Source organism: Clostridioides sp. LIBA-6622 (assembly GCF_056716095.1).
Genome location: NZ_CP197000.1, coordinates 1 through 21,303, shown reverse-complemented (window position 1 = coordinate 21,303; position 21,303 = coordinate 1). Strand labels below are relative to the sequence as shown.

Annotated in this window: 25 protein-coding genes and 2 pseudogenes; 7 read left to right on the top strand and 20 right to left on the bottom strand. The window is 28.7% G+C overall.

Annotated elements, in window-relative coordinates; translation table 11 throughout:
* Positions 1-21 precede the first annotated feature (21 nt).
* Entirely contained in the window at positions 22-243 is a 222-nt protein-coding gene (locus ACTG47_RS20330; RefSeq protein WP_479927214.1) for an XRE family transcriptional regulator, read from the bottom strand.
* 171 nt (positions 244-414) lie between these two features.
* Between ACTG47_RS20330 and ACTG47_RS20325 the strand changes: the two genes are divergently transcribed.
* Positions 415-759, top strand: coding sequence for a helix-turn-helix domain-containing protein (locus tag ACTG47_RS20325; protein ID WP_479927213.1), 345 nt, complete (start codon positions 415-417; stop codon positions 757-759).
* A gap of 182 nt (positions 760-941) precedes the next feature.
* The gene (locus ACTG47_RS20320) at positions 942-1,241 is read left to right on the top strand and encodes a helix-turn-helix domain-containing protein (protein ID WP_479927212.1); all 300 of its coding nucleotides are present in this window, start codon (positions 942-944) and stop codon (positions 1,239-1,241) included.
* Positions 1,242-1,268: 27 nt separating this feature from the next.
* Here ACTG47_RS20320 and ACTG47_RS20315 read toward each other — a convergent pair whose 3' ends face one another.
* Together ACTG47_RS20315 and ACTG47_RS20310 are read right to left on the bottom strand one after the other, a co-directional pair.
* Entirely contained in the window at positions 1,269-1,898 is a 630-nt protein-coding gene (locus tag ACTG47_RS20315; RefSeq protein WP_479927211.1) for a hypothetical protein, read from the bottom strand.
* Positions 1,899-2,562: 664 nt separating this feature from the next.
* Positions 2,563-3,261: a helix-turn-helix domain-containing protein gene (locus ACTG47_RS20310; RefSeq protein ID WP_479927210.1), complete on the bottom strand. Its 699-nt coding sequence runs from the start codon at positions 3,259-3,261 to the stop codon at positions 2,563-2,565.
* 493 nt (positions 3,262-3,754) lie between these two features.
* On the opposite strand from ACTG47_RS20310, the gene ACTG47_RS20305 reads away from it, so the two are divergent.
* The 5 genes from ACTG47_RS20305 (at position 3,755) to ACTG47_RS20285 (ending at position 6,183) form a co-directional block, all read left to right on the top strand.
* Positions 3,755-3,910 carry a type I toxin-antitoxin system toxin gene (locus tag ACTG47_RS20305; protein ID WP_479927209.1) on the top strand — a complete coding sequence of 52 codons (156 nt, stop codon included), beginning with the start codon at positions 3,755-3,757 and terminating at the stop codon, positions 3,908-3,910.
* 223 nt (positions 3,911-4,133) lie between these two features.
* Positions 4,134-4,262: a hypothetical protein gene (locus ACTG47_RS20300; RefSeq protein ID WP_479927208.1), complete on the top strand. Its 129-nt coding sequence runs from the start codon at positions 4,134-4,136 to the stop codon at positions 4,260-4,262.
* A gap of 244 nt (positions 4,263-4,506) precedes the next feature.
* Complete coding sequence (locus ACTG47_RS20295) at positions 4,507-4,683, top strand: AbrB/MazE/SpoVT family DNA-binding domain-containing protein (protein WP_479927207.1); 177 nt, start codon at positions 4,507-4,509, stop codon at positions 4,681-4,683.
* Positions 4,684-5,003: 320 nt separating this feature from the next.
* Positions 5,004-5,822: a ParA family protein gene (locus ACTG47_RS20290; protein WP_479927206.1), complete on the top strand. Its 819-nt coding sequence runs from the start codon at positions 5,004-5,006 to the stop codon at positions 5,820-5,822.
* A 1-nt stretch (position 5,823) separates the two neighbouring features.
* Positions 5,824-6,183, top strand: a complete 360-nt coding sequence (locus ACTG47_RS20285; RefSeq protein WP_479927205.1) for a hypothetical protein — start codon at positions 5,824-5,826, stop codon at positions 6,181-6,183.
* Between the two features lie 67 nt (positions 6,184-6,250).
* Here the strand turns inward: ACTG47_RS20285 and ACTG47_RS20280 are convergent, their stop codons facing one another.
* The 17 genes and pseudogenes from ACTG47_RS20280 to ACTG47_RS20200 form a co-directional block, all read right to left on the bottom strand.
* On the bottom strand, positions 6,251-6,376 hold the full coding sequence (locus ACTG47_RS20280; RefSeq protein ID WP_479927204.1) for a hypothetical protein: 126 nt from the start codon (positions 6,374-6,376) through the stop codon (positions 6,251-6,253).
* Between the two features lie 214 nt (positions 6,377-6,590).
* Positions 6,591-7,412: an N-acetylmuramoyl-L-alanine amidase gene (locus ACTG47_RS20275; RefSeq protein ID WP_479927203.1), complete on the bottom strand. Its 822-nt coding sequence runs from the start codon at positions 7,410-7,412 to the stop codon at positions 6,591-6,593.
* A complete protein-coding gene (locus tag ACTG47_RS20270) occupies positions 7,413-7,676 on the bottom strand; it encodes a hypothetical protein (RefSeq protein ID WP_479927202.1) in 264 nt (87 codons plus the stop codon).
* A gap of 131 nt (positions 7,677-7,807) precedes the next feature.
* The gene (locus ACTG47_RS20265; protein WP_479927201.1) at positions 7,808-8,098 is read right to left on the bottom strand and encodes a hypothetical protein; all 291 of its coding nucleotides are present in this window, start codon (positions 8,096-8,098) and stop codon (positions 7,808-7,810) included.
* Positions 8,099-8,115: 17 nt separating this feature from the next.
* Positions 8,116-8,787, bottom strand: a complete 672-nt coding sequence (locus tag ACTG47_RS20260) for a hypothetical protein (RefSeq protein WP_479927200.1) — start codon at positions 8,785-8,787, stop codon at positions 8,116-8,118.
* A 211-nt stretch (positions 8,788-8,998) separates the two neighbouring features.
* On the bottom strand, positions 8,999-9,157 hold the full coding sequence (locus tag ACTG47_RS20255; RefSeq protein WP_479927199.1) for a hypothetical protein: 159 nt from the start codon (positions 9,155-9,157) through the stop codon (positions 8,999-9,001).
* Entirely contained in the window at positions 9,157-9,465 is a 309-nt protein-coding gene (locus ACTG47_RS20250) for a hypothetical protein (protein WP_479927198.1), read from the bottom strand. Before ACTG47_RS20250 ends, ACTG47_RS20255 begins: the two co-directional genes overlap by 1 nt.
* Before the next feature lie 11 nt (positions 9,466-9,476).
* Positions 9,477-10,088 carry a hypothetical protein gene (locus ACTG47_RS20245; protein ID WP_479927197.1) on the bottom strand — a complete coding sequence of 204 codons (612 nt, stop codon included), beginning with the start codon at positions 10,086-10,088 and terminating at the stop codon, positions 9,477-9,479.
* Between the two features lie 210 nt (positions 10,089-10,298).
* Complete coding sequence (locus ACTG47_RS20240; protein ID WP_479927196.1) at positions 10,299-10,433, bottom strand: XkdX family protein; 135 nt, start codon at positions 10,431-10,433, stop codon at positions 10,299-10,301.
* Between the two features lies 1 nt (position 10,434).
* The gene (locus ACTG47_RS20235; RefSeq protein ID WP_479927195.1) at positions 10,435-10,800 is read right to left on the bottom strand and encodes a hypothetical protein; all 366 of its coding nucleotides are present in this window, start codon (positions 10,798-10,800) and stop codon (positions 10,435-10,437) included.
* A gap of 18 nt (positions 10,801-10,818) precedes the next feature.
* Positions 10,819-11,964 carry a Kelch repeat-containing protein gene (locus ACTG47_RS20230; RefSeq protein WP_479927194.1) on the bottom strand — a complete coding sequence of 382 codons (1,146 nt, stop codon included), beginning with the start codon at positions 11,962-11,964 and terminating at the stop codon, positions 10,819-10,821.
* 15 nt (positions 11,965-11,979) lie between these two features.
* Positions 11,980-12,921: a hypothetical protein gene (locus ACTG47_RS20225; RefSeq protein ID WP_479927193.1), complete on the bottom strand. Its 942-nt coding sequence runs from the start codon at positions 12,919-12,921 to the stop codon at positions 11,980-11,982.
* Positions 12,921-14,000 (bottom strand): siphovirus ReqiPepy6 Gp37-like family protein, encoded by a 1,080-nt coding sequence (locus tag ACTG47_RS20220; RefSeq protein WP_479927192.1) that lies wholly within the window; start codon positions 13,998-14,000, stop codon positions 12,921-12,923. The genes ACTG47_RS20225 and ACTG47_RS20220 overlap by 1 nt, the downstream gene beginning before the upstream one ends.
* 1 nt (position 14,001) lies before the next feature.
* A complete protein-coding gene (locus tag ACTG47_RS20215; protein ID WP_479927191.1) occupies positions 14,002-14,868 on the bottom strand; it encodes a phage tail family protein in 867 nt (288 codons plus the stop codon).
* A 16-nt stretch (positions 14,869-14,884) separates the two neighbouring features.
* A pseudogene (locus ACTG47_RS20210) lies at positions 14,885-19,228 on the bottom strand (phage tail tape measure protein); the annotation flags it as partial.
* A gap of 235 nt (positions 19,229-19,463) precedes the next feature.
* On the bottom strand, positions 19,464-20,315 hold the full coding sequence (locus tag ACTG47_RS20205; protein WP_479927190.1) for an HNH endonuclease: 852 nt from the start codon (positions 20,313-20,315) through the stop codon (positions 19,464-19,466).
* 106 nt (positions 20,316-20,421) lie between these two features.
* Positions 20,422-21,303: pseudogene (locus ACTG47_RS20200) on the bottom strand (hypothetical protein); the annotation flags it as partial.

Below are 21,303 nucleotides of genomic sequence, written 5' to 3'. Positions count from 1 at the left end.
ATTTCGAATATTCTGATTCTTTTATATATATTTTTTACTTTTTTCTTCTTCAATTTCGAAAAGATATTCAATACTTAAATCAGCAAAGAATATTTTTTGTATTTTTTTTGCTTCTATATATTTTAGCCTATTAACACTATTTAACTTAGCGCATATTGTACTTACATTTAAATTTAACGCTTTTGCTATTTTTTCATTTGTTATATCTTTTCTCGCCATTTCTGCTCTTAAATTTTTAAACATTTAAATTCTCCTTTCTGAATTTATTCACGAAATTGCGTGTCTTATATTTCATATAATACACTCAATTTCGTGAATAGTCAATATGTTTTTGCATTTTATTTTTGTAATATCGTAAATTATTCTTGATTTTTTACGATATTGCCATTATATTTAAAATAAGGTGGTGATTAAATGAATATAGAAGAACGTTTGAAACAGTTAATACTTAGTAAATATAAAAGCATAAGAGCTTTTACAAAAGAAATTAATATTCCTTATTCTACGATTGATACTATGCTTAAACGTGGAATAGGCGGTACTAGCATAACAACAGTATTAAAAATTTGTAATGCTTTAAATATTGACGCTGACGCTCTTATTGACAACGAACTAAAAGAAAAAGAACAATCTTCAAAGATACAAATAAATCAGTTCGAACAAAGAATTTTAAAAATGTATAATGCTCTTGATGAACACGGAAAAGATATTGTATTTACTATATTAGAAAAAGAATATGTTAGAATTAATAAGCTCTAGTAATAGAGCTTATATTTGTTCTACGCTTTAATAATAACACGGAAAACACTTTCAAAAATATTCGTACGACGAATATTCCGACTTGATTTTACATTATTTATCAAACGTTTTTATCATTCTATTTATTGTTATTTTTTTCCATTCATTTTAATATTTTTTAATATTATAGTTTAATTTCTAATATGGACACATTATTAAAAGCGCACAGAAAAAAGAAAAAACTCACACAACGTCGATTAAGTGAATTAACCGGCATCAGTCAAAGTTATATTTCAAAGCTTGAAAAAGAAGAATTTAAGCATAGTCCCACCTTAACGCAAATTATCTTGCTCGCTGATATATTAGAAATTGACCAAATAATTTTGTCTGAATTTTTTTTAGAAAAAGAAAGGGAGTATTTAGAAAACACAAAGGGTTATAAAAGAAAAGCAACAAAAACAATTAATAGGGATTTTTTAAAAGAATATAAAAATAAGGACTAGGTAATTGCTTATACCTAGCCCGTTTTTCTACTGTTCTACTTTGATTTCTCCTAACTCAATCCAATTATCTTTGTACAGCTCCGGAAACTTTTTCTCTACATCTGCTTTAGTTGCTCCTTGATTTGCATACTCCATCGCTTCGAAAAGTCTTGAGTAATCTTTTAAGTTATATTTTAAAACTATTTCTTTTACATTCATATTTTTTTCAACTAATATTTTGACTTGTGCATCAAATTTGTAGTTAGCTGGTACTTGTTGATTGTCTAATTTATCGGTTACTTTTATATCTTTAAATTCGTAACCATCTGTACCAACTGCGTTCCAACCTGTTTGAAACAGTTTAACAGCTTTATCTGTTTTATTTTCAACTTCTACATTTGCAACCTCATATACATATTCAGACGCTTTTTTCTTTTCAATTCCATCACTAAAATATTCTCCGTTTTCGTTAAAACTTCCATCTTCATTTATATCGCCTTTTACATCTTCTTTTGTAACATCTTTTACAGTTATTTTAATTCCATCAACTTCGTTTTCGTTAGCCTTCTTTTCTTTTTTAGTTGCATCATTAGTATTTTTGTTGTCATTAGTTGATGAACAAGCAACTAAACCTATACTTAATAAACATACTGCAATTAATAATAATGTCTTTTTCATCCTCAAATCCTCCATATTTTTTTATTTTGTTATATATTTCAACATGAAAACTTAATATTCCTTTTATTTTCTATTCCAGTAGTATAAAAATATTTTAATTGAATAATACCTATTTATTTCCATTCTAAGAATATTTTAATAGCATATAGCATAAATTATCTATAGTATTTAATAAAAATGTCTCTGAGGTCTTGTATCACTTCTGAATAATGTTTAATTCCTCAATTAAATAATTACTTTCCTTTTATCTAAAAATATATTCTAGTTGTTTCTTTACTTTTGAAAAAGTATTGATGGAATTTTAAATAGCGAACACCACTTTTTGAGAATAGTAAGTAATCTAATTGTATTAAGTTTTTTAATAAATAAATAGAAAAGATACATATTTTGTTTTCTATAATACAAGTTCTCTATAATAATATATTCTCTATATATTTAAAGCACCACTTTTTGCACTACCGAAGCACCACTTTTTGCACTACCGAAGCACCACTTTTTGCACTACCGAAGCACCACTTTTTGCACATAGTAAGAAAACTAATCAATATTTAAAATTTATCAACATGTTATCAACAAGAAAAAGGGTACTTATCAACATAAAAAAAGAAGTTATAAACAGTATTGTTATATTTAGACATAAAAATAGACCTTTTTGTAAGAAGGTCTATTTTTTACGTGCATTTTTCCATTCTGAAAAGCTGCATAATCTATATAGTTTTTGTAATTTAGGGACTTTTTTATTTTTTTCTTCATCCCATTCGAATTTATTTTCTTTTTTTACTTCAATGTACTTACTTACTTCGAATACTGTTATGATTTTTCTTATTTTACTTTTATTGTTTTTACTATCACCACATAGACCAATTTTTTCGCAAATAAACTTTTCAGTTATGCATTTAAAACTATTTTCAGTCGTCATGTAACATAAAAGACAATAAACTTTTATTGCATTAGTATTAAATGCAGAAACTAATTCTTGTAACATATCATGATGAATTGTTACAAATTTATGAACATTATCATTGTAACCTGTGCTTACTCCATAATTCAATCTATAGACTATTCCATTACGAGTATTTTCTATTTCAAGTACTTTACAATCTAAGCTATTAAGCTTTTTTATATTTCTCTCTAAAGTAGTACGAGCAATTCCTAATTGATTTGCAAGTTCTTCCATTTTGAATTTATTTTGATATAAATATCTATTTTTTTCTGTATGCATAATTTTCGTACTTCCGCTACTTAAAGTCATTAATGCCCCAAATTCTTTTGCACAATATTTTTTTTCGTTCAAACAATATGTAGGCATTGGTAATTTATAATCTTTTTCTAATTCTTTTGCTTCTGTTTCTTCTAAAGACATCTTGTTTCCCCCTCTTTTACACGGGGCTTGAAGCACTTTTAACTAATTAAGTTAAAAATTTCAAATTATTTTTAACTCTAAAACATTGATTTATAAGTTGTTTTAATCTATAATATAACTTATAAATTAGTTAAAAAAAGGTATAGTATACCTTAAAAATGGGCTTTAAGCTCCGTGGTAAGGAATAAGTGTAGTTTGGCGACTGGTGCTTATTCCTTTTTTATTTGTTTTGTAATCTGCAATAAGTTAATATTAATTATAGCATAAATAATAAATAAAAAAATATATTGATTTTAAAAATAAATTATTTTTTAAAAATATATTTTTCTTAAAACTGTATTTTAAAAGACTTAGTGTATTTACTAAGTCTTTTTTATATGTAAATATATGTTATAATAATTTTAGCAAGAGAAGCAATCTATATTCTAAGAAAAGAGTGAAGTCTATACACGAAAGATTATCCTCCCAACGCTACGAAGGGAGGTGATGAAGTATGGATAATTTTTTACTTAACATATTAGCTGGTGTTATAGCTAGCTATGTATTCTATTTAATTAGTAAATTATTTAGACAAGTAAAAAACCGCTCTTTTGCGCGAAAGAGCGGTTGGGAATTTGATTTGAAAATCAAATTCAAAAGGTCTAGATAATTTTTTACTTTAGACTAAAACTACACTCTTACGACTAGAATATAGTTCTCTTGCTTTTATTATATCACAATTTCTTAAAAAAGATACGAATTTATATCATTTCATTATACCAAAATTTTCTAAAAAAATAGGAAAAAACTATTGATTTTGACGCCCCGTCATGGTATAATATATTTATAGAGAAGGAGGTGAGAAAGCAAAAAATAAGAAAGGAGGAAAGGAAATGGGGAGATTGGAAAGAAGTAAAAAGAAAAGAGAAAACAAATTCAACATAGTTAAAAAAGTTTTCTCTTTCATCCTATTATTACTTAATATAGCCCTTGCAATTCTAAGAATCTTAAAAGAATTGTAAAGGTTAAGCCTAGAAGGAATAGCCCTCCTTCTAGGTGACTTCTTTCTAATATTATAACACATTTCTAAATTGCTATGAGTGATAAATTTTATAAGATTTGCGTTATATTAGTTTTAATAACTATAGTTTTGAATGTTATATCTATAATATTAAATTCTAGTATAAGCAATATGCTCGGTTTAGCTTTTAGTGTTGTATTGTTAATTTTCTTTATAACACAACTAAAAAGGAGTTAGTAAAAAAAATGGAAAAAAGGGATTTAAAATTCAGTTTTCACAAAGGCGGGAGTGGGTCTTTTACTCCCCGAATGAGTATTCCAAAAATTTGGGCAGATGAAATGGGCGTAACAAAGGAAAACCCAAATGTTATAGCTATATTCGAAGGCGACAAAATAATAATCAAAAAGGCTAAGGATGAATAACTTTTTCTAAAAGATGGTTAATATTTTCTTAGCCTTCTTTTTAAAATTACAAAAGATTAATATTAAATTATTATAAAAATAAATAAATATTTCTATAATAATCTAAATAAGAATATAATATTAATTTTGTAGAAATTAATATTATGAATTATATAAAATTATAAATAAATTAATATAAGATTATGTTTAAATTATTATAAAAATAATTAATTAATCTTTTAAGGATTAATATTAAATTTAAAATAAATTATTAAATATCCGAAAAGAATCGGAATATATGATATAATAATGTTATATAAAAATAAAAGGGGGTAATTTAATTGAGTACAAGCCTTAATACGATTTCTATTTTTAATGTAAAAGGCGGAGTCGGTAAAACAACTCTGACAATTTTAACAGCAATGTATTTATCTAAATTAAATAAAAAAATTCTTATTATAGATGGAGATTTTCAAGCGAATACTACACAATTTATACACGATACATTGTTCGAAGGAAATACAATGTTTGAAGCATTAGCATACAAAACTAAAGCAAAAGATATTATAATTAAATCGCCACTTGAGGAATTTCCCAATATAGATTTAATAGGCAGTAAATTAGAATGTTGTGTGTTAGGGGAGTTATTAGTTACTGAAACAAATAGAGAAAAGGCAGTATATAGATGGTTCGCCAAAAACATAGATACTTTAGGAGAGTATGATTACATCTTAATAGATTTGTCTCCAAGCTACGATGTAGTTACACGTAATTTTTTACTTATTTCTGATAGTATAATTACCCCTCTTGAATATCAAGATATAGCGAGCATAAGAGGGTGCAATCTTTTCTATACTAAGTTTAAAGAGGACTTAGAAAAATTAGAAATGGACAATAATGTAAAAAAAGCTATAGTTGTAAATAGATATACAAGTAGAAAATTAAGTACAGGCGATGAGTTTAATAATCAGTTAGAAAAATATGATAACATAAAAAAGGTTTTATTAGATACACGAATAAGTGAAGGAACGATTGTTAAAAATGCAATTTTAAATAAAACAGACATAGAAGAATATTGTAAGAAAATTAAAAAAGCACATAAAGTAAGAGAAGAATTTAAAAATTTTATGAATGAACTTTTTGAAAGGGGGATATTATAAAATGAAATTTGATTTAGAAGAAAATGAAAATAAAGTTGATTATAGAGATATTACAGAAAAAAGAATACAAGATACTTTTAAAAAAAATTCTAACAGTATAGTTACTTCCCTGCTTGAAGTAAAAGAGAATGAAGAAGTAAAAAAAGAATCTGTATCTATATATTTTGAAAGTGACGATATAAACGTTTTAAAAGCAGTTGCACAGATTAAAAAAACTACTATTAATAAGTTAGTATTAGACGTTTTAAAACCTGTTATAGATGCAACTAGAACAGATTTGGAAGGCAACGAAGATATTGAAAAACTAGCAAAGTCTTATGATAAAAGAAAAAAAGGAAGAGGAAGAAAAATAGAAAAATAATTTTATAATAATTAAAAAATAATCCTATAATAATTTTTATAAAATTATTATAGGATTATTTTTATTGCTATTTGTTTATAGTTATATTTATTACTATATTTATGTTGTTTACTGTTTCACACTTTTTTCTTTTTTTAATATTAGATATAATTAAAAGTATTATTCTTGTGATTACACTTATAAATATGTACATTTTTCTACCTCCTTTTTATAAAAGATAGAATATAATACACATTTATTTTAAATATATAATAAAAGCATGTAGCATATCAAAAAAATAAAAAAGATAGTAATTAAGTTATATTGTCTTGATAATTCAACTATAATAAAAATAAATAAAAAAGAGGGTGGTAACTATTTAACTAGTTGCCACCCTCTTTTTTATTTATTTTTTATATTAATTCTCTTTATATCAATTTTTTATTTTTTAAATATTCTAGTACTAATTTAAAAGTTTCTTTTCTGTCTGTTCCTACAAAATTGGTGTATTTATCGGGATACTTTTTAATTGCTTCTGTTGCTCCTCCTCCTACGACGAGTAGATTTCTACACATATAACTCTTATAATCTTTTATATCTACTATAGTACTGTTATTAATATAAAAAGACATAATAGTAGCTATAGCCCTATCGGTTTCCCCTTTAAAAGCTATAGCTGTATCAAATTTATTCATGTTATTATTCCCTTCACTTGCTGTATTATTTGAGTTAATATTCTTATTTAAAATACCTTCCGCTATCATTTTTGCGACAATGTCTTTATGTCTAATATAATAGTCTGTATCAGCTTTGCTATCTACGAAACATACTTCAATTAATATTGCTGGTGCTTTTGTATTTCTAAGCCAATAAAGTCCTCTCACATCTGTTTTAGCTCCTCTATTTTTAAATACAGTCGCTAATTTATCGTTAACTCTTTCAGCATATACTTTCCCATTATTAGTTTTATATATAGTCTCTGTACCCATAGGATTTAGTGTTGTACTATTTGCATTAAAATGTATCTGTACAGCTACGTCTACATCTTGTTTATTAGCTATCTTACATTGTTCTGCTAAGTAGTTGTTAGATTTATCTACCTTCCCAGCGTAGACGGTCGCACCGCCCTTTTTAAGCCATTTTACAACTAAATCTACAAGTATTCTATTTTCTTTTCCTTCATCTATATAGCCTACCGCTCCTGTTCCTTTCCCTGTCAGCGTATGTCCTGCTGTTACTGCTACCCTCATTTAAACCCCTTCTTTCTGTAACATGTCTTTTATGTCTATTACATCTACTTTTATTTCTTCTACATCAGTTTTCATAGTTCCCATTTCAACAAGTATATTTTTGTTTATCTCTTGTTGTTGCGTAGACAGTTCTATAAAATTTTCTACTGTCTTTTTATACATGTCTCTATCTTCTTTTTTCTCTTGCATGGTGTTTTTAAATAGCAAGGCACATAATACACCTATAGCTCCTAAGCTACTTAATTGTGTTATTAATTCTTCCATGTTATTTCCTCCTAATTTTTATATTAAAAAAAGAAGCTATATTGTTAGTTTTGCTTCTTTCACTACTCCACTTTATCTAGTTTTAAATTATGAATTGTGTATTGGCCAATAAACAATTCAGTCAAATAACATTATAAAATTCCTCCTACTTTTTCATTTTCATTTAGCAATATTTGATTTTCTAATTCTTGTATTCTCTTTTGTTCTTCTGTTAATTCTATTTTTATTTCTTTTATGATTGGCACATCATTAACTACATCTATCTTTTCTATATAACAATTATCATCTATTGATTTATAAGGAATATCAATATAGTCTAGCTTTGTTATAATCTTTCTTGGTACGACATCTCCTTCCATTTCTCCAAAGATTGCAATTATTTCTCCGTCTTGGTCAAAGATTATTCTTCTTCCTATTTCCATTTTTACTCCTCCTTTTTTTATTCGTACTTTATAGCGAACCAATCAATTTCAGCACTTAAGCCAGAACCTTCGTAAGCAAATGGTAGTCTAAAACCATTATTAAAATGTCCAACTGAGGAACCACTATCAATGTCCATTTCCACACCTTTCGCTTGATAGACAGACGTTCTAGTACTAGGATGTGATTGTCTGTCTGTGCAAAGTAACAAATAAGGTTTTGCTTCCATTGTGGAATCAAAGGATATTGTTATATATTCATTGTAATAATTTTTTGCATACATAAAAACTAAATTAGGTTTAAAAGCTAAAGAATTTACAGTAAGAGTACTCCATTTCCAATAATAATCTGCATTTTCATAAGAACGTACATATGTTTTACCTAAAGAAACTGTATTATTTCCGCTCTTTGCTGTTTTTATTATATTTTTTATACTTTTAACTTTATCTATTAAACTTTGCATACTTTCAGTTTTATTTGCAGAAACATTTTTATTTGTTAAATTTGCTGCAAAAGAGTTTTTTAATGTTTCTATTTTTGTTTTAGTTATATTTAACTTATCTGTCCCAACAAAAGGACTTCCTAATGCACTAGATATATTATTTTTACCTATTTGCAATTCATTTTTCACCTGCCCAAATGCATTTATTAACTCGCTTAAACTTGCATTTTCGTTTAATTTTTCTATCATAAAAATATCACCTTTCTATCTTATTAGTAACCATTTTTAAAGAATAGGTTACTTTTAAAATAGAAAGATGATTAGATTTGAACGTTTTTTTTAATATATAATTTAAATTTATTTTTTTATAAATATGTGAAAGTAAGTAAAATAAACAGAATTAAAACTTTTTAGTGACCCATTCTTTAAAAACAGTCACTAAAAAATAATAGATTTTATTTTATTTACTATTCAATACATTTATATAATTTTCTACTGCTTTTCTATATTCTGTGTTGGTTATATCATCTAGTTGAAATTTCCTATTTTTTAAAGGATTTAACCCTTCATTTATTACTCTTTCTGATAATATTCTTACAACTATTTTGTTTACATTCATTATAAAATACCTCCACCTATTTCTTGATTTACTGATAATAATAATTGATTTTCTAACTCTTGTATTCTTTTTTCTTCCTCTGTAATAAATATTGGTATTTCTTCTAAAATTGGTTGCTTAGTCTCTATATTTATACCTATTATTTTATATTTTTCATAGTCAATATAGTTATAAGGTAAATCTATATATTCTATTTTTTTAATATCTTTTCTTTCAAGAACATTTCCTTTTGATTCTCCTTCATAGAATATTATTTCGCCTTCTTCATCAAAAAATATTCTTCTTCCTACTTCTATATAATTATTCATAAAACCACCCCTTAACCTACCGCATAAAAATAAAAACTAGAACTATTATATTTACTGTAAACTATAGGTAAAATACATGTTCCTTTTTGAACTTGTATGTTACTATCGCTTTTATCAAGTAAATAAGTTGTATAACTTTCTACTGTTGAAGCAATAAAAGGAACATAACTACAAAAATAGCTAGTTGTAAAATATTTGCTAGCTCCTCCAGTATTATACATAACAATAAATTTCGGATAAAAATTTAAGTTAATTCTAACATAGTAAACATCTCCATATGTACTAATTGTATATCTTTTACATTTGCCTTGACTATCAATAATACACTCGCCACTTGCTGTGTATATTGGTGTAGGTATATATATGCTGGCAATTTTATTAATTAAAGATAGTAAAGACTCTGTATTCCCGCTGCTTACGCCTTTACTTTTCAAATTGTCTTTAAAAGTACTCATAAGATTTTGCATTTTCACCTCAAACTCTGAAAATTTTGTATTATTATAAAACGGATTGCCTAATAAATTTGCAAGGCTATCTTTGCTTGTTTTTAACTCGTTTGTACTATTTTCAAAAGTAGTTATTAGGTCGCTTAAACTTGCGTTTTCGTTTAGTTTTTCTAACATAAAAATATCACCTTTCTATTTCTTAGTAACCATTTGTCAAGGATAGGTTACTTTTTTAAATAGAAAAGTGATTGATTTTAAGCAATTTTTATAAAACGTATATAGTGTAAATAATTTTATTTTTAATAGAAAAACAAGTAAAACAAACAAGTATAAGGATTTTTAGTAACTCTTTCTTGACAAATAGTTACTATATAAAATCAAAAAGGACTATACAATATAATCCTCTCCAACAATATTTTTATATTCATTTTCTGTTATCTTATTTTTTATTACTGCTATTTTAACTTGCTCCTTAGACCATAAATTATCATCATAATATTTTTTTATTATTTTGTACCACATTTTATATCAACTCCTTTTCAATCATAGCAAAAGTTAACATTGCTGTTTCTTCTCTTAATGCTTTTACTTCTTCTTGTGTAGCTATAGTCGCACTTTTAGAATTTTTTTCTAGTTCCTCATGTGCTTTTATTTCCTCTTCTTGCTTCTTATGCATTTCTAAATATTTTTCTGCTGTCTCTAAAGCTGTCAAGCTCTTGTCTAGTTTATATATAGATTTAATTGTATTAATAGACTCTATATTTGTAACTCTTCCATAATCATCTAATATTAAAAATACTTCGCTAGTTTGGAAATCATAATTGCCTTTTAAAATTTCTTCCGCTTCAACTCCATTTATTCTCTCTTTTTTATCCCATATTTTTATCATTTTTTTAATTTCTCCTTTTTATAATTCCGGTATAAAACAAGTAATTTTATCATTTAAAATAAAATATATTTGCCTACCATTAACCGAAGCCCCAAAATATCTATAACTAGGAACAGCCGCTCTATCAAAAGTTAATCTTTTAATTCCACTATCAGAAAAAATAGTAACTCCACATTTACTATTTCCAGCTGTATAACCATAATCCGATACATATAAAGTTGACCCTAATGGTGCAGCAAAAGTATTATTATCAAAGCCTTCTCTTGTATAACTACTAGTTCCGCTGGAAGGGTCATAATTAATCGCTATATAAGGGTGACCGGAAATAGAACTTTTTAGACCAAATACAACAATTTTATAAAAACCGATTTTGGCGCAAACAAAATAATGAGTTTGTTTCGAATCTATTATAGTTGATTTTGTAGACCAAGTATTTAAAGCTGTATTATAGTATTCAACAACTTTAACCGCTTGAGATGAAGAAGAATTTTCTCCACCATATAAAACATGTATCTGATTTGAATACATTTCACAACAAGCACTTCCTCTTGCAGTAGGCATATTTGCTATTTCAGTCCAAGAATTAGTTGAAATATTATATTTTTGACATACAACTGTAGGAGTTGAATAGCCACTAAAGCCGCCTATTTTATAGATATATCCATCAAAAAAATATAATGCTGATTCTATAAAAAAAGAAGGAATATTTTTAGTTGTTGTTGTGTTTAAAACAGAATCGTAACAAAGATTATTTGAACCCGACCCATTTGTATAACCATTTATAAAATAAATCTTTTTTTCTGCTGATACACATGCTATTCCAGCTTTAGCGTAAGTTGTAAGTGCTTCTATAAATACATTTTTAGGAGTATACCAAGGCGGAACAATCATATTACCTTGCTCTATTTTGCCAACATTTTCAGCTAAAGTTTTAAAAGGCGCACTCCCCATAGTTGATACTCCCTTTTTGTTTAAATTTGAAACGAAAGTACTTCTAATTGTATTTAATGTATTTTTAGTTGTCTCTAACTTGTCACTCCCTGTAAATGGTGAACCCAAGACACTAGCTATGTTATTTTTGCCTATTTGCAAATCATTTTTGGTAATTTCTAATGTGTCTATCATTTCTCTTAGCTTTGCATTTTCTTCTAATTTTGTTGCCATCTTTCACGCTCCTTTTTAAATCATGTCTATTAAGTTATTTACTATAGTAATCCCTTTGCTTCTTTGTCCATTTACTTCTATCTCCAAATTACCTTGCTGCTCTGCTAAAGAGTTATAATGTTTTGCTAATTGGTTTAATGCTATTTCAACATTTTTGTTTCCTTGCTCGTCAGCTTCGAATAAATTTTCTTTATCTTCTACAGTAGCTCTCTGTGCTGTTATTTCAATGCTTGCTAAATCTTCTTTTACTTTGTTTATCTCGTTTAGTAAATTTCCAGCTGCATCCCCATCTAAAATATCTTTTATACTCTCAAACCAAATATTAAAATCTGTTGTAAAATTTGTTGTTGTAGCGTTATACCATTCGTCTTGCTTGTTTTCTTGATTTTCTCGCCAAATATTGAAATTATTTATTTCTTCATCTTTCCAAGTATTCAGCTGTGCAAGTAATGTTGTTGTGTCTATTTCTTCTATTGTACCTTTTACAATTCCACACAAATTTTTATTAAGTCTTAAATCTGTTATAGAACTCTGTGTAATACTTATAGCACCAGCTTTAATGTAAATATCAGCTAAACCAAGCTCGTGTGCGTCCGCGTCACGTTGTAATTCTACTGCAACAGGTGAACTATTAAAAGTACCTTTTTTAATAGCTAATTTGATATTTCTATTTAAAGTATCAAATCTTAAAACTACTCTGTCTATCCTATTTAAAATTCCATCTGCTGGGTCTATATTAATTACTAAATCGTCTGTGTTTATATAGATAGCTCCATTAATCCAACCTTTCCCTTTTTTTACTGTTATAGTCATATTATTATTGTCTGCAACTTGTAAATTCGTACTTGGATTAGGAAATACGCCATTACCTATAAAACTTGCGAAGTATTCTCTAAAGTCCTCAGCTTTATATCTCCTATCGCCATTTATACTATTAAATACAAAACTTTTTTCCATCATTTCACCATCCTTTTTATCTTCGAAAATAAGGTTGGTATACTGCTCCCAAACGTAATTTTTAATTTCATACCACTTTTACTATAGCTTTCTTGCACTTCTACAATCCTAGTATCCATTGTTACTTTCAATTTTCTATCTTGTATTGTAACAATGTCTCCTAAGTTATAATCTTTTTCATATATAAAAGTATTTTTAGGGTCTACCTCCAATTCAAAACTTTTTAACTCTTCATATTCTTTTAATTTAATCTCACTTTCTTTTTGTAGTATGCTTATAGTATTTTCGCTTACATCTGCAAAGACTTCGTTTCTTTCAAAGCCTTCTACCTCTCCTGTTGCAATTACTAGCTTTGTTGCATCTTCTCTGCCACCTGCATAAACAACATTTTTAGAATTAATTATACTTTCTGTAAAGTGTCTAGCTCTTATGTTGTCAAAATCACTTCTAAAAATAATCGGTGGATTTATTCTCTGATTAATAGTCAAATCTTTACCATTAATCACATCAAAAATAAATTTCTTTTGTTTGGCATCTAATGTTATCTCCCAACCAAGCCCGCAAAACTCAGATATTTCTTGAATTTTATCGCTTAAATTTTCGTAAGAACTTCGCCATACATCAGCACTTCCAAGATTTTTATTTTCTGAAATAATAAGATTATCAATTATTCGTTTTGAATTTGAAGGGGCTACACAGTTATTATTAACAAAAGCTTTTATAATTTCTTCCTGTGTCCCTTCGTGACTTTCAAAAGCTTCCCCAGTTTTTGGTACAATGAGCCTTCTATTTAATAAGCCTTTCAAATCTACACCTTTGACAGATAAAATATCGCTTTTTTCTCCTGTCTCTGTATACATAAACTCTCGATGAAGTATCAAACAAACTTTATTATAATTTTTACCAAGTAGAATTATATTATTTTTAACTAGTTTATCTACATGACTTTTATTAGCATTTATTTTTAAGCTAAACTCTCCTACTCTATGAAACCTTTTGACAATCTGTAATTCCTCGTAATTATCTATTTCAGCGATTAAGTTTATATTTTTATCTAGTATTCTTATGCTCTGCTGCATATTACACCCCCAAATACAATGGATTATAATATATAGACATTTCTAAATTATCAATTCCGACATCTGCATCATATCTAAATAAATTATCTCCAACTTCAAGTTGTAAAAATTCGCTATCTAAGTCAATCCAATTAAATACATTTATTCTTTCATAGTTTGATTTTACTAACTCGATTCTTTTATTTGCAAATTCTGTTGTTATTTCTAATAAGTCGCCAGCTTCCAAAGTTCTATTTATCTTAATATATTCTCTTGTATTTACATTAAATAAGCTAGGATTATCAACTGTTGCAAGTGCTTTAAATTGTATTTTCATTCCACATTCAATGTCACCACTATTCACTACATTACAAATTAAATTACTTACTCTGTGTCCCATTTCTATTCCTTCGCTGCCTATTTCTAAAGCAAATTCGAAGTCCCCAACCCACAGGGCAACCTCTTCTTTTAAAATAAACTCATCCATCCAAAACGGGCTTGGAGTTAAGAGCTGTATAAGAAACTTTTGCATTAACCCAATTTGTGTTTGAAATGTTATATCTTGCACAACTCCTTTAACACGTCTAGTTAACGCGTTATTTGTATATATAAACTCCATTTCTCCAAGTTTAGGATTAAACAAAGACGTTAAATATGCACGTTTTAAGTCTAAATCTTCTCTGCTCTTTGCATAAATAGCTGCTGAAATTGGAAGTAATCTCTCTTTTATGCTTATATCATCTATGCTTACACCGTCACCTAAATTATTTGAAGTTGAAATATTAGCACTTGTATTTGCTCCACTTTCTATTTTTTCTAACAAAAAAGGGCGTGAGTTTCCTAGTGCAACCTCTTGCCCTTTCGAATTTCTACATATTAATTTCTGCAAGTTTCACACTCCTTTTTTATAAGCTAAATGCTAGACTTCTTATCGTTCTTTCAATTTCTCTTGCGGTATTTGAGTCTGTGCTATTAACACTTACATTGTAATTTGATGTTCTTGAATTATTATTATAAGTTGCTTCTCTTCTTCCCGAATTTGAATTAGCTGCTGAATTTCCTTTTTTAATATCACTATTTAAACTTAATGCTTCATTTCTAGCGTTGTTTATTTCTCTTGTAATACTATCAATTAGGTTTTTAATTTCAGCTATAGCAGGTTTAAATCCTTCAAGTAATTTTTCACCTAGTGTTTGACCTGCGTTTTTATATGCATCTGAATAACTATTTAATAAAGCAACTATTTCTTTTTGGTTTTTATCCATTATTAATTTTTCTGCTTCTGCTTGAAGTTTTGACTCTTTTATTCTTTCATCATAGAATTTTTTAGCATCTTCGAGTCTTTTATTATAATATTCCTTTTCACTTTCGTAAATTTGATTTATATTTTCTATTTCATCTTTTTTCTTTTCTTCTAACTCTTCTTTTCTCTTTTTTAAAGCTTCTTTTTTATCTTCTATTTCTTGTTGCTCTATTCTTTTCTTTCTTTCAGCTAAAACCTTCTCTAGTTCTTTTTGTAATTGCTCTTTGTTAGTGTCATCATGTTCAAACTTTATAGCTGTTTTTATTTCTTCTATTTTACTTAGTTCTTCTCTGTCCTCTTCTTGTCTATCTTTTTCCTTCTCAGCTTTTTCAAAAGCTTCTAACTCGTTGTCAATCGCTTTAATTTTTGCATCATAGACACTATTAATTCTATCTATACTTTCTTCTTTCCATCTATCTAGTGCGTCTAACTCTTTTTTTATACTCGCCTGTTGAGCTTCATATTCTTGTTTATATTTTTCTTTTAGTGCATCAACTATTGCTTTTGTTAAATCATCAACTTTTTTTACAAATTCTTGTCTGTCTTGTAATTCTTTATTTAGCTGCTCTTTAGCTGAATTTGCTATCTCTTTTAGTTGTTCAACTTCTTTTTCTTTTTGTTCTTTTCTTAGTTCTATAGCTTCTTTTATTTTTTCTTTTTTAGCTGAATATTCTTCTTGCAATGCATCTTTAGCACTACCTTTAACTTTTTTAAGTGCTGCTTTTTCTTGTTTAGATAATTCATCTATTTGTTTATTAAATAGTTTTATATCTGCTTCACATGCTTTTGTAGCTTTCTTTGTTTCTTCTTCTATAATCTTTGTTATCTTTTCTGTTGCTTTTTTTACTGAGTCGCTATTATTAGCAATACCTTGTGCTAAACCTTCGTCAACAAATTTACCAATTTCAGCCATAACTCTTGAAGGCGAATGTATTCCAAGTGCATTTCTAACCGCATCGGCAGCCTTTTGTCCTAGTTTCTTAGCTTCATCGACTACTTTATAAGCAAAACCGGACATACCTTTTACCAAACCATTTACTAAATCTTGACCTGCTGTTAAGAGTTTACTTGGGAACTCTTTTATTTTATTTACAACATCAGTTCCGACTTTTTGGGATGCGTTAACAGCATCTTGTTTTTTCGAGTCTATTCCTTCTCTTAGTCTTGTAAACATGTCGATAGCTGCTTGTTTTAGCTTAGCTGGAAGTGTTTTAAAAAATGTAATGACATTATTCCAAGTCGTTACAATATTATTTTTAATTTCTCCTAGCTTGGTTGTTACAGCTGTTTTCATACTTTCCCATGCGTTTGTAAGAGTTGACTTTATATTTTCCCAAGTGTTAGAGCAAATTGTTTTTAGACCTTCCCAAGCGGTCGAACATGTCGACTTTATATTCTCCCATATACTACTTAAAGTTTGCGTTATAGACTCCCACATAGTTGTCGCAGTACTTTTGATACTTTCCCAAGCGGTGGTAAGCACTTCGCCTAATGCGCTTAAAGCATTTGTAAACACTTCTTTTATAGATTCCCAAGTATCCGAAAGTCCTTGTTTTATATTTTCCCAAATCTGTAAAGCATCAGTTTTTAACTTTTCAAAATTTCCTGTTACAATGTCTAGGATTAATAAAACAGCTCCAAGCACTACATTTTTTATAACTTCCCAAACATTGTTAAAAAGCTCTTTTATACCATCAAAAATAAGTTTTAATTTTTCAATAAAAGGTGCGAATTTCTCTTCTAATTGTTGTTTTATAGCATCCCAGGCATTACTAAAAATAAGTTTTATACTTTCCCAAGTTGTTTGAAAAAATAATTTTATAGACTCCCATTTCTCACTAATGCTTTGTTTTATTTCTTCTATTTTTAAACTTATAGACTCTTTTATTTCTGTCCACTTAGTTGTTACAGTAAGTTTTATATTATCCCATAAAAGTGCTGTATTTTCTTTTAAATTAGTCCATCCGGTAGAAATTTTTTCTTTCAAGCCTTCTATCCAGTTACCCGCTATATCATCCCATTCCTGCATCTTGTCTTTTACTGTATCATTTAAAACTTGCCACTTCGACTTAATTTCTCCTGTCGTCCAATCCACTTTATTAGCTTGCTCTTCTGCTTGTTTCTGAGCTTCCGCAACAACTCCTTGGTGCATTTCTTTTGCTTTATTTATTGATTCATCTTTTTGTCTTGTTGCCTCTTCTACGACTTTATCTGCGAGTTTTTCGTTTTCTGCTCCACCCTCTGCTCTAAGCTGTGCCGCTATTTTTAATCTCTCGTTATATTCTTCGTTAGCTGCTTTTATACTTTCATCTTTTTTCTTTATTGAGTTTTTAACTACTTCTGCCGCTTCTTTAGCTGATAAATCAACATGATTTGCTTTCATTCTTTCCATTATTGCTGCTTGCTCTGCTTCACTTTTACTCATTGTGTCAACAGCAGTATTTAACATATCTGTTTTTATTTGATTTATCTCTGTCGATTCTTCTTTTGTTAATTCTCTATGTTCTTGACTAGCTTTAGTCATTATTTGATTTACTTTTTCATTGCTCTTTTTTATCTTTTCTTCTTTGCTTGAATATGCTTCTTCTGTATTTTTTATTAACTCTTCTTTTTCTTTGTCACTTAAATTTTTAGAAGTTGCAAACATTTCTTGCAAAGACTGAATACCTTGTTCTTTGCTTTCTTGTAGTTTAGCTACAATTTGATTTGACATTTCTGTAAAGTTAGATACTATTGTTTGTTTCATTTTCTCTGAAACAGTTTCGCCACTCCACATCAGCTGGTTTAAAGATACTGTTGTTTTTTCCTCTAAATCCATAAAAGCTCCTACGGCTTCTTTTGTATTATCTGATATACTTTTGCCAAATCGGTTGATTGGCTCTATAGCGTCTTTTGACATGTCTTTAGCAACTGTTGCAACAGAAATGCCTAGCGCAGCAATTCCAGCTACAGCTATAGCCACGGGGCTTGATAATGCACCTAATATTGTAGCTAAAGCACCAACAGCTGGAGTTGCTGCGGCTGCTCCTGTCGTTACGACTGCCATTGCTGCTGAAAAAGTTCCAAAAGCTCCTATAACCCCACCAATCATACTAACAATTTTTCCTCCGATTAGAAGAACAGGTCCGAGTGCAGCTGCTAATCCTGCTATTTTAACTATAGTTTCTACCGTGCTAGGTTTCATTTCGTTTAATTTATTTGTAAGATTTTGAAACCAGCTGACCGCTTGCGCTATAGAAGGTTTTAGAGCGTCATATATCTTAAGTCCTAATTCTTCAATAGCTGACATTAAAGCAGTTATAGAACCCTTATTATTGTTTTGCATAGTCTTAGCCATTTTATCTAATGCACCTGTACTATTGTCAACTTTTTTTTCGAGTTCTGAATACTCTTCTCCAACTCCGGATAGTAAAGCTTGTAAAGTAGATATTTGTGTTTTTCCACCTATCATGGAAAGATACATTGTTCGTTGTTCTTCTGTCATGTCTTTTGTTTTTTCTTTAAGTTCCATCAAAACATTAGCCATGCCTTTAAACTTTCCGTTAGAGTCAAAAGCACTTAGCCCTAGTTTCTCCATTGCTACACCAGCTTGACCTGCTCCACTCGTTAGATTTATCATAATCGAATTTAAAGAATTTCCTGCTTCGCTGCCTTTTAGTCCTCTATTTGCGAGTATTCCAAGCAGTGCATTTGCTTCTGAAAGAGGTACATTTAAGTTTTTAAAAGTACCACCACTTACTATCATAGCTTCCATAAGCGCGTCAATATTAGTGTTTGAACTTGCAGCAGTTTTTGCGACTTGGTCTAAGTATGTTGGTAACTCTTTTACACTAAGTCCAAGACTTGACATAGAGTCAGTTACTAAATCTGAGGTTCTTGCAAGGTCTAAATTTCCAGCTTCCGATAATCGTAAAACAGGCATCAAAGCCTCCATTGATGTTTTTGCATCCCATCCAGCTACATTTTGTTATCGTAGAGACTCTTTATTCTCTACTTCTATATATTTCTATATAGTTCGGACTATCTCTTTACCCTCAACTTTACTTGTTAGGGTAGAACGCGCTCGTGGATATTTCAACATATAAAAACCCTTTCAAAAGAGCTTTAAACTTAGTTTACTTTATCTAGTCTCTACACCTTTAAAGAAGTTTCCTTCTAAACTTGGCACGGTATTGACATGTTTATTTAACAGATTTTAAATATGTGTATATCTTATTTTTTCGTTCTTCAGAGTAAAATTTTTTATTAGGATACCATTCCTCAAATGTTTTATCACATTTACTAGAGTTACAACTTCCACATGCTGGTATAATATTATCTCTTGTATAATTTCCACCTTTAGATATTGGTATGAAATGTTCTTGCGTAACTTTTTTTATTTCTTTCCCGCAATATGCACACTCAACTACTCCATGTTCATTATTAAAATATTTTTTACATTCTTCCCATTCGTTTTTTGTGTATGTATTTAATAATAACCTTTTTCTTGCTTCTCTAATATGATAACTTCTTATTTTTAGATTTTTAGATTTCTCTTTATTACTTTTATTCCATTCTTTCACTCTATTTTTTATATCAACACTATTTTTTATATAATATTTTTTGTTATATTGAGATATTCTATCTTTGCGCATGTTATTATATTGTCTTTTTCTAAGAATAATTTTTTCTCTATTTTTTAAATGATATTCTTTTTGTATCTTTAGTTGACAAGCTTTACAGTAGCCATAGAATCCTCCATTTCCTCTTTTATAAAATTCATTTATATTTTTTCTTATTCTGCAAATTGTACAAACTCTATATCCTTTTTCTATTTCTTTATTGGTTCTTTCGATATTTTTTAATTTACTTTTTTCGTACCAGTCTCTTTTACTCTGCATGACTTTATCTTTATTTTTTTCTTTATACTTTTCACCTTGTATTCTTGCACAATCTTTGCAGTATTTTTTTAAGCCATCTTTTGTATTTTTACTCTTAGAAAATAAACTCTCTTCCTTTTTTTCTTTGCATGAACAACATATTTTTAATGTCATATAAATCACTCCAATATTTGTATAATATCTTTGTTTTAATTATACCAATTTTGCAATATCACATATCGTTAAATAAATTTAGTTTTCACCGTTTTCACGTTCTATTTTATGCTATAAGTTTCCTTATAACCGCTCTAACTTTTAAAGCCATATATCCCAATGCATCAGCGGCGTCTTTAGCTGTTTTTGATGTAGCCGACCCTGCATCTCTAGCTGCCTTTTCAAGTTGAACCATTTCATCAGCTGATGCACCACTTAGTCCTTGTACATTTGACATAGATGCTTCAAAATCCATTCCAAGTTTACTAGCTGCTGCTCCAACTGCTAAAATAGGCGCAGTAATTCCCATAGTCATTTTTTTTCCTACATCTTGCATTTGTTTCCCGACCGAACTAAACTTGTTGCCTATTTCAGTCATTTTAGTCGCTAATTGATTCCATTTATTTTCCTGCTGATTTATTCTTTCTGTTGTATCATCTAGCTCTGAACGCATTTCAGAAAGTCTCGACTCTGCATTATTAACTCTGATAGACCAGTTATCAACCGCTGCCGAATTAGACCTTATTTTTTCTTCGTTCTTAGCATATTCTTGCTCTAGCCCATCAAGTTCAGATTTTAATCTTTTTGTTTCCTCTGCATTTTCTCCTAATGTCGCTTTGCTCTGTTCATAAGCACTTTTCGCTTGATTAACTTTTTCTTTAAGTTCCACTTGTTTTTGTGCTGTGTTGCTTAAAGTTGTTTTACTTTCATTTAGTTTATTTTTATATGCTTCAACGACTTTAGATTGTTGTTGTATAGTACTAGATAACATTTGTTGTTTAGATTTTAAACCATCAAGACTAGTTCCGAAATTTTTTACACCAGCGCCGGAATTTTTAAACTCACTTCTCATTAACTTCATTTGTCTATTCAAGTTATTAATTCCTTGCTGAAACGAACTATTTTCCATAGCAACCCGAACGACTAATTCGCCTACATCTTCCGCCAT

Excerpts from the sequence above, each read along its gene's own strand:
- ACTG47_RS20310 (WP_479927210.1), bottom strand. The coding sequence starts at position 3,261 with ATGTCTTTAGAAGAAACAGAAGCAAAAGAATTAGAAAAAGATTATAAA.
- ACTG47_RS20245 (WP_479927197.1), bottom strand. The coding sequence starts at position 10,088 with ATGTTAGAAAAACTAAACGAAAACGCAAGTTTAAGCGACCTAATAACT.
- ACTG47_RS20305 (WP_479927209.1), top strand. The coding sequence starts at position 3,755 with ATGGATAATTTTTTACTTAACATATTAGCTGGTGTTATAGCTAGCTAT.
- ACTG47_RS20330 (WP_479927214.1), bottom strand. The coding sequence starts at position 243 with ATGTTTAAAAATTTAAGAGCAGAAATGGCGAGAAAAGATATAACAAAT.
- ACTG47_RS20300 (WP_479927208.1), top strand. The coding sequence starts at position 4,134 with ATGGGGAGATTGGAAAGAAGTAAAAAGAAAAGAGAAAACAAATTCAAC.
- ACTG47_RS20265 (WP_479927201.1), bottom strand. The coding sequence starts at position 8,098 with ATGGAAATAGGAAGAAGAATAATCTTTGACCAAGACGGAGAAATAATT.
- ACTG47_RS20325 (WP_479927213.1), top strand. The coding sequence starts at position 415 with ATGAATATAGAAGAACGTTTGAAACAGTTAATACTTAGTAAATATAAA.
- ACTG47_RS20220 (WP_479927192.1), bottom strand. The coding sequence starts at position 14,000 with ATGCAGCAGAGCATAAGAATACTAGATAAAAATATAAACTTAATCGCT.
- ACTG47_RS20240 (WP_479927196.1), bottom strand. The coding sequence starts at position 10,433 with ATGTGGTACAAAATAATAAAAAAATATTATGATGATAATTTATGGTCT.
- ACTG47_RS20230 (WP_479927194.1), bottom strand. The coding sequence starts at position 11,964 with ATGGCAACAAAATTAGAAGAAAATGCAAAGCTAAGAGAAATGATAGAC.
- ACTG47_RS20225 (WP_479927193.1), bottom strand. The coding sequence starts at position 12,921 with ATGGAAAAAAGTTTTGTATTTAATAGTATAAATGGCGATAGGAGATAT.
- ACTG47_RS20280 (WP_479927204.1), bottom strand. The coding sequence starts at position 6,376 with ATGTACATATTTATAAGTGTAATCACAAGAATAATACTTTTAATTATA.
- ACTG47_RS20275 (WP_479927203.1), bottom strand. The coding sequence starts at position 7,412 with ATGAGGGTAGCAGTAACAGCAGGACATACGCTGACAGGGAAAGGAACA.
- ACTG47_RS20270 (WP_479927202.1), bottom strand. The coding sequence starts at position 7,676 with ATGGAAGAATTAATAACACAATTAAGTAGCTTAGGAGCTATAGGTGTA.
- ACTG47_RS20260 (WP_479927200.1), bottom strand. The coding sequence starts at position 8,787 with ATGATAGAAAAATTAAACGAAAATGCAAGTTTAAGCGAGTTAATAAAT.
- ACTG47_RS20235 (WP_479927195.1), bottom strand. The coding sequence starts at position 10,800 with ATGATAAAAATATGGGATAAAAAAGAGAGAATAAATGGAGTTGAAGCG.
- ACTG47_RS20250 (WP_479927198.1), bottom strand. The coding sequence starts at position 9,465 with ATGAATAATTATATAGAAGTAGGAAGAAGAATATTTTTTGATGAAGAA.
- ACTG47_RS20285 (WP_479927205.1), top strand. The coding sequence starts at position 5,824 with ATGAAATTTGATTTAGAAGAAAATGAAAATAAAGTTGATTATAGAGAT.
- ACTG47_RS20205 (WP_479927190.1), bottom strand. The coding sequence starts at position 20,315 with ATGACATTAAAAATATGTTGTTCATGCAAAGAAAAAAAGGAAGAGAGT.
- ACTG47_RS20255 (WP_479927199.1), bottom strand. The coding sequence starts at position 9,157 with ATGAATGTAAACAAAATAGTTGTAAGAATATTATCAGAAAGAGTAATA.
- ACTG47_RS20315 (WP_479927211.1), bottom strand. The coding sequence starts at position 1,898 with ATGAAAAAGACATTATTATTAATTGCAGTATGTTTATTAAGTATAGGT.
- ACTG47_RS20295 (WP_479927207.1), top strand. The coding sequence starts at position 4,507 with ATGGAAAAAAGGGATTTAAAATTCAGTTTTCACAAAGGCGGGAGTGGG.
- ACTG47_RS20320 (WP_479927212.1), top strand. The coding sequence starts at position 942 with ATGGACACATTATTAAAAGCGCACAGAAAAAAGAAAAAACTCACACAA.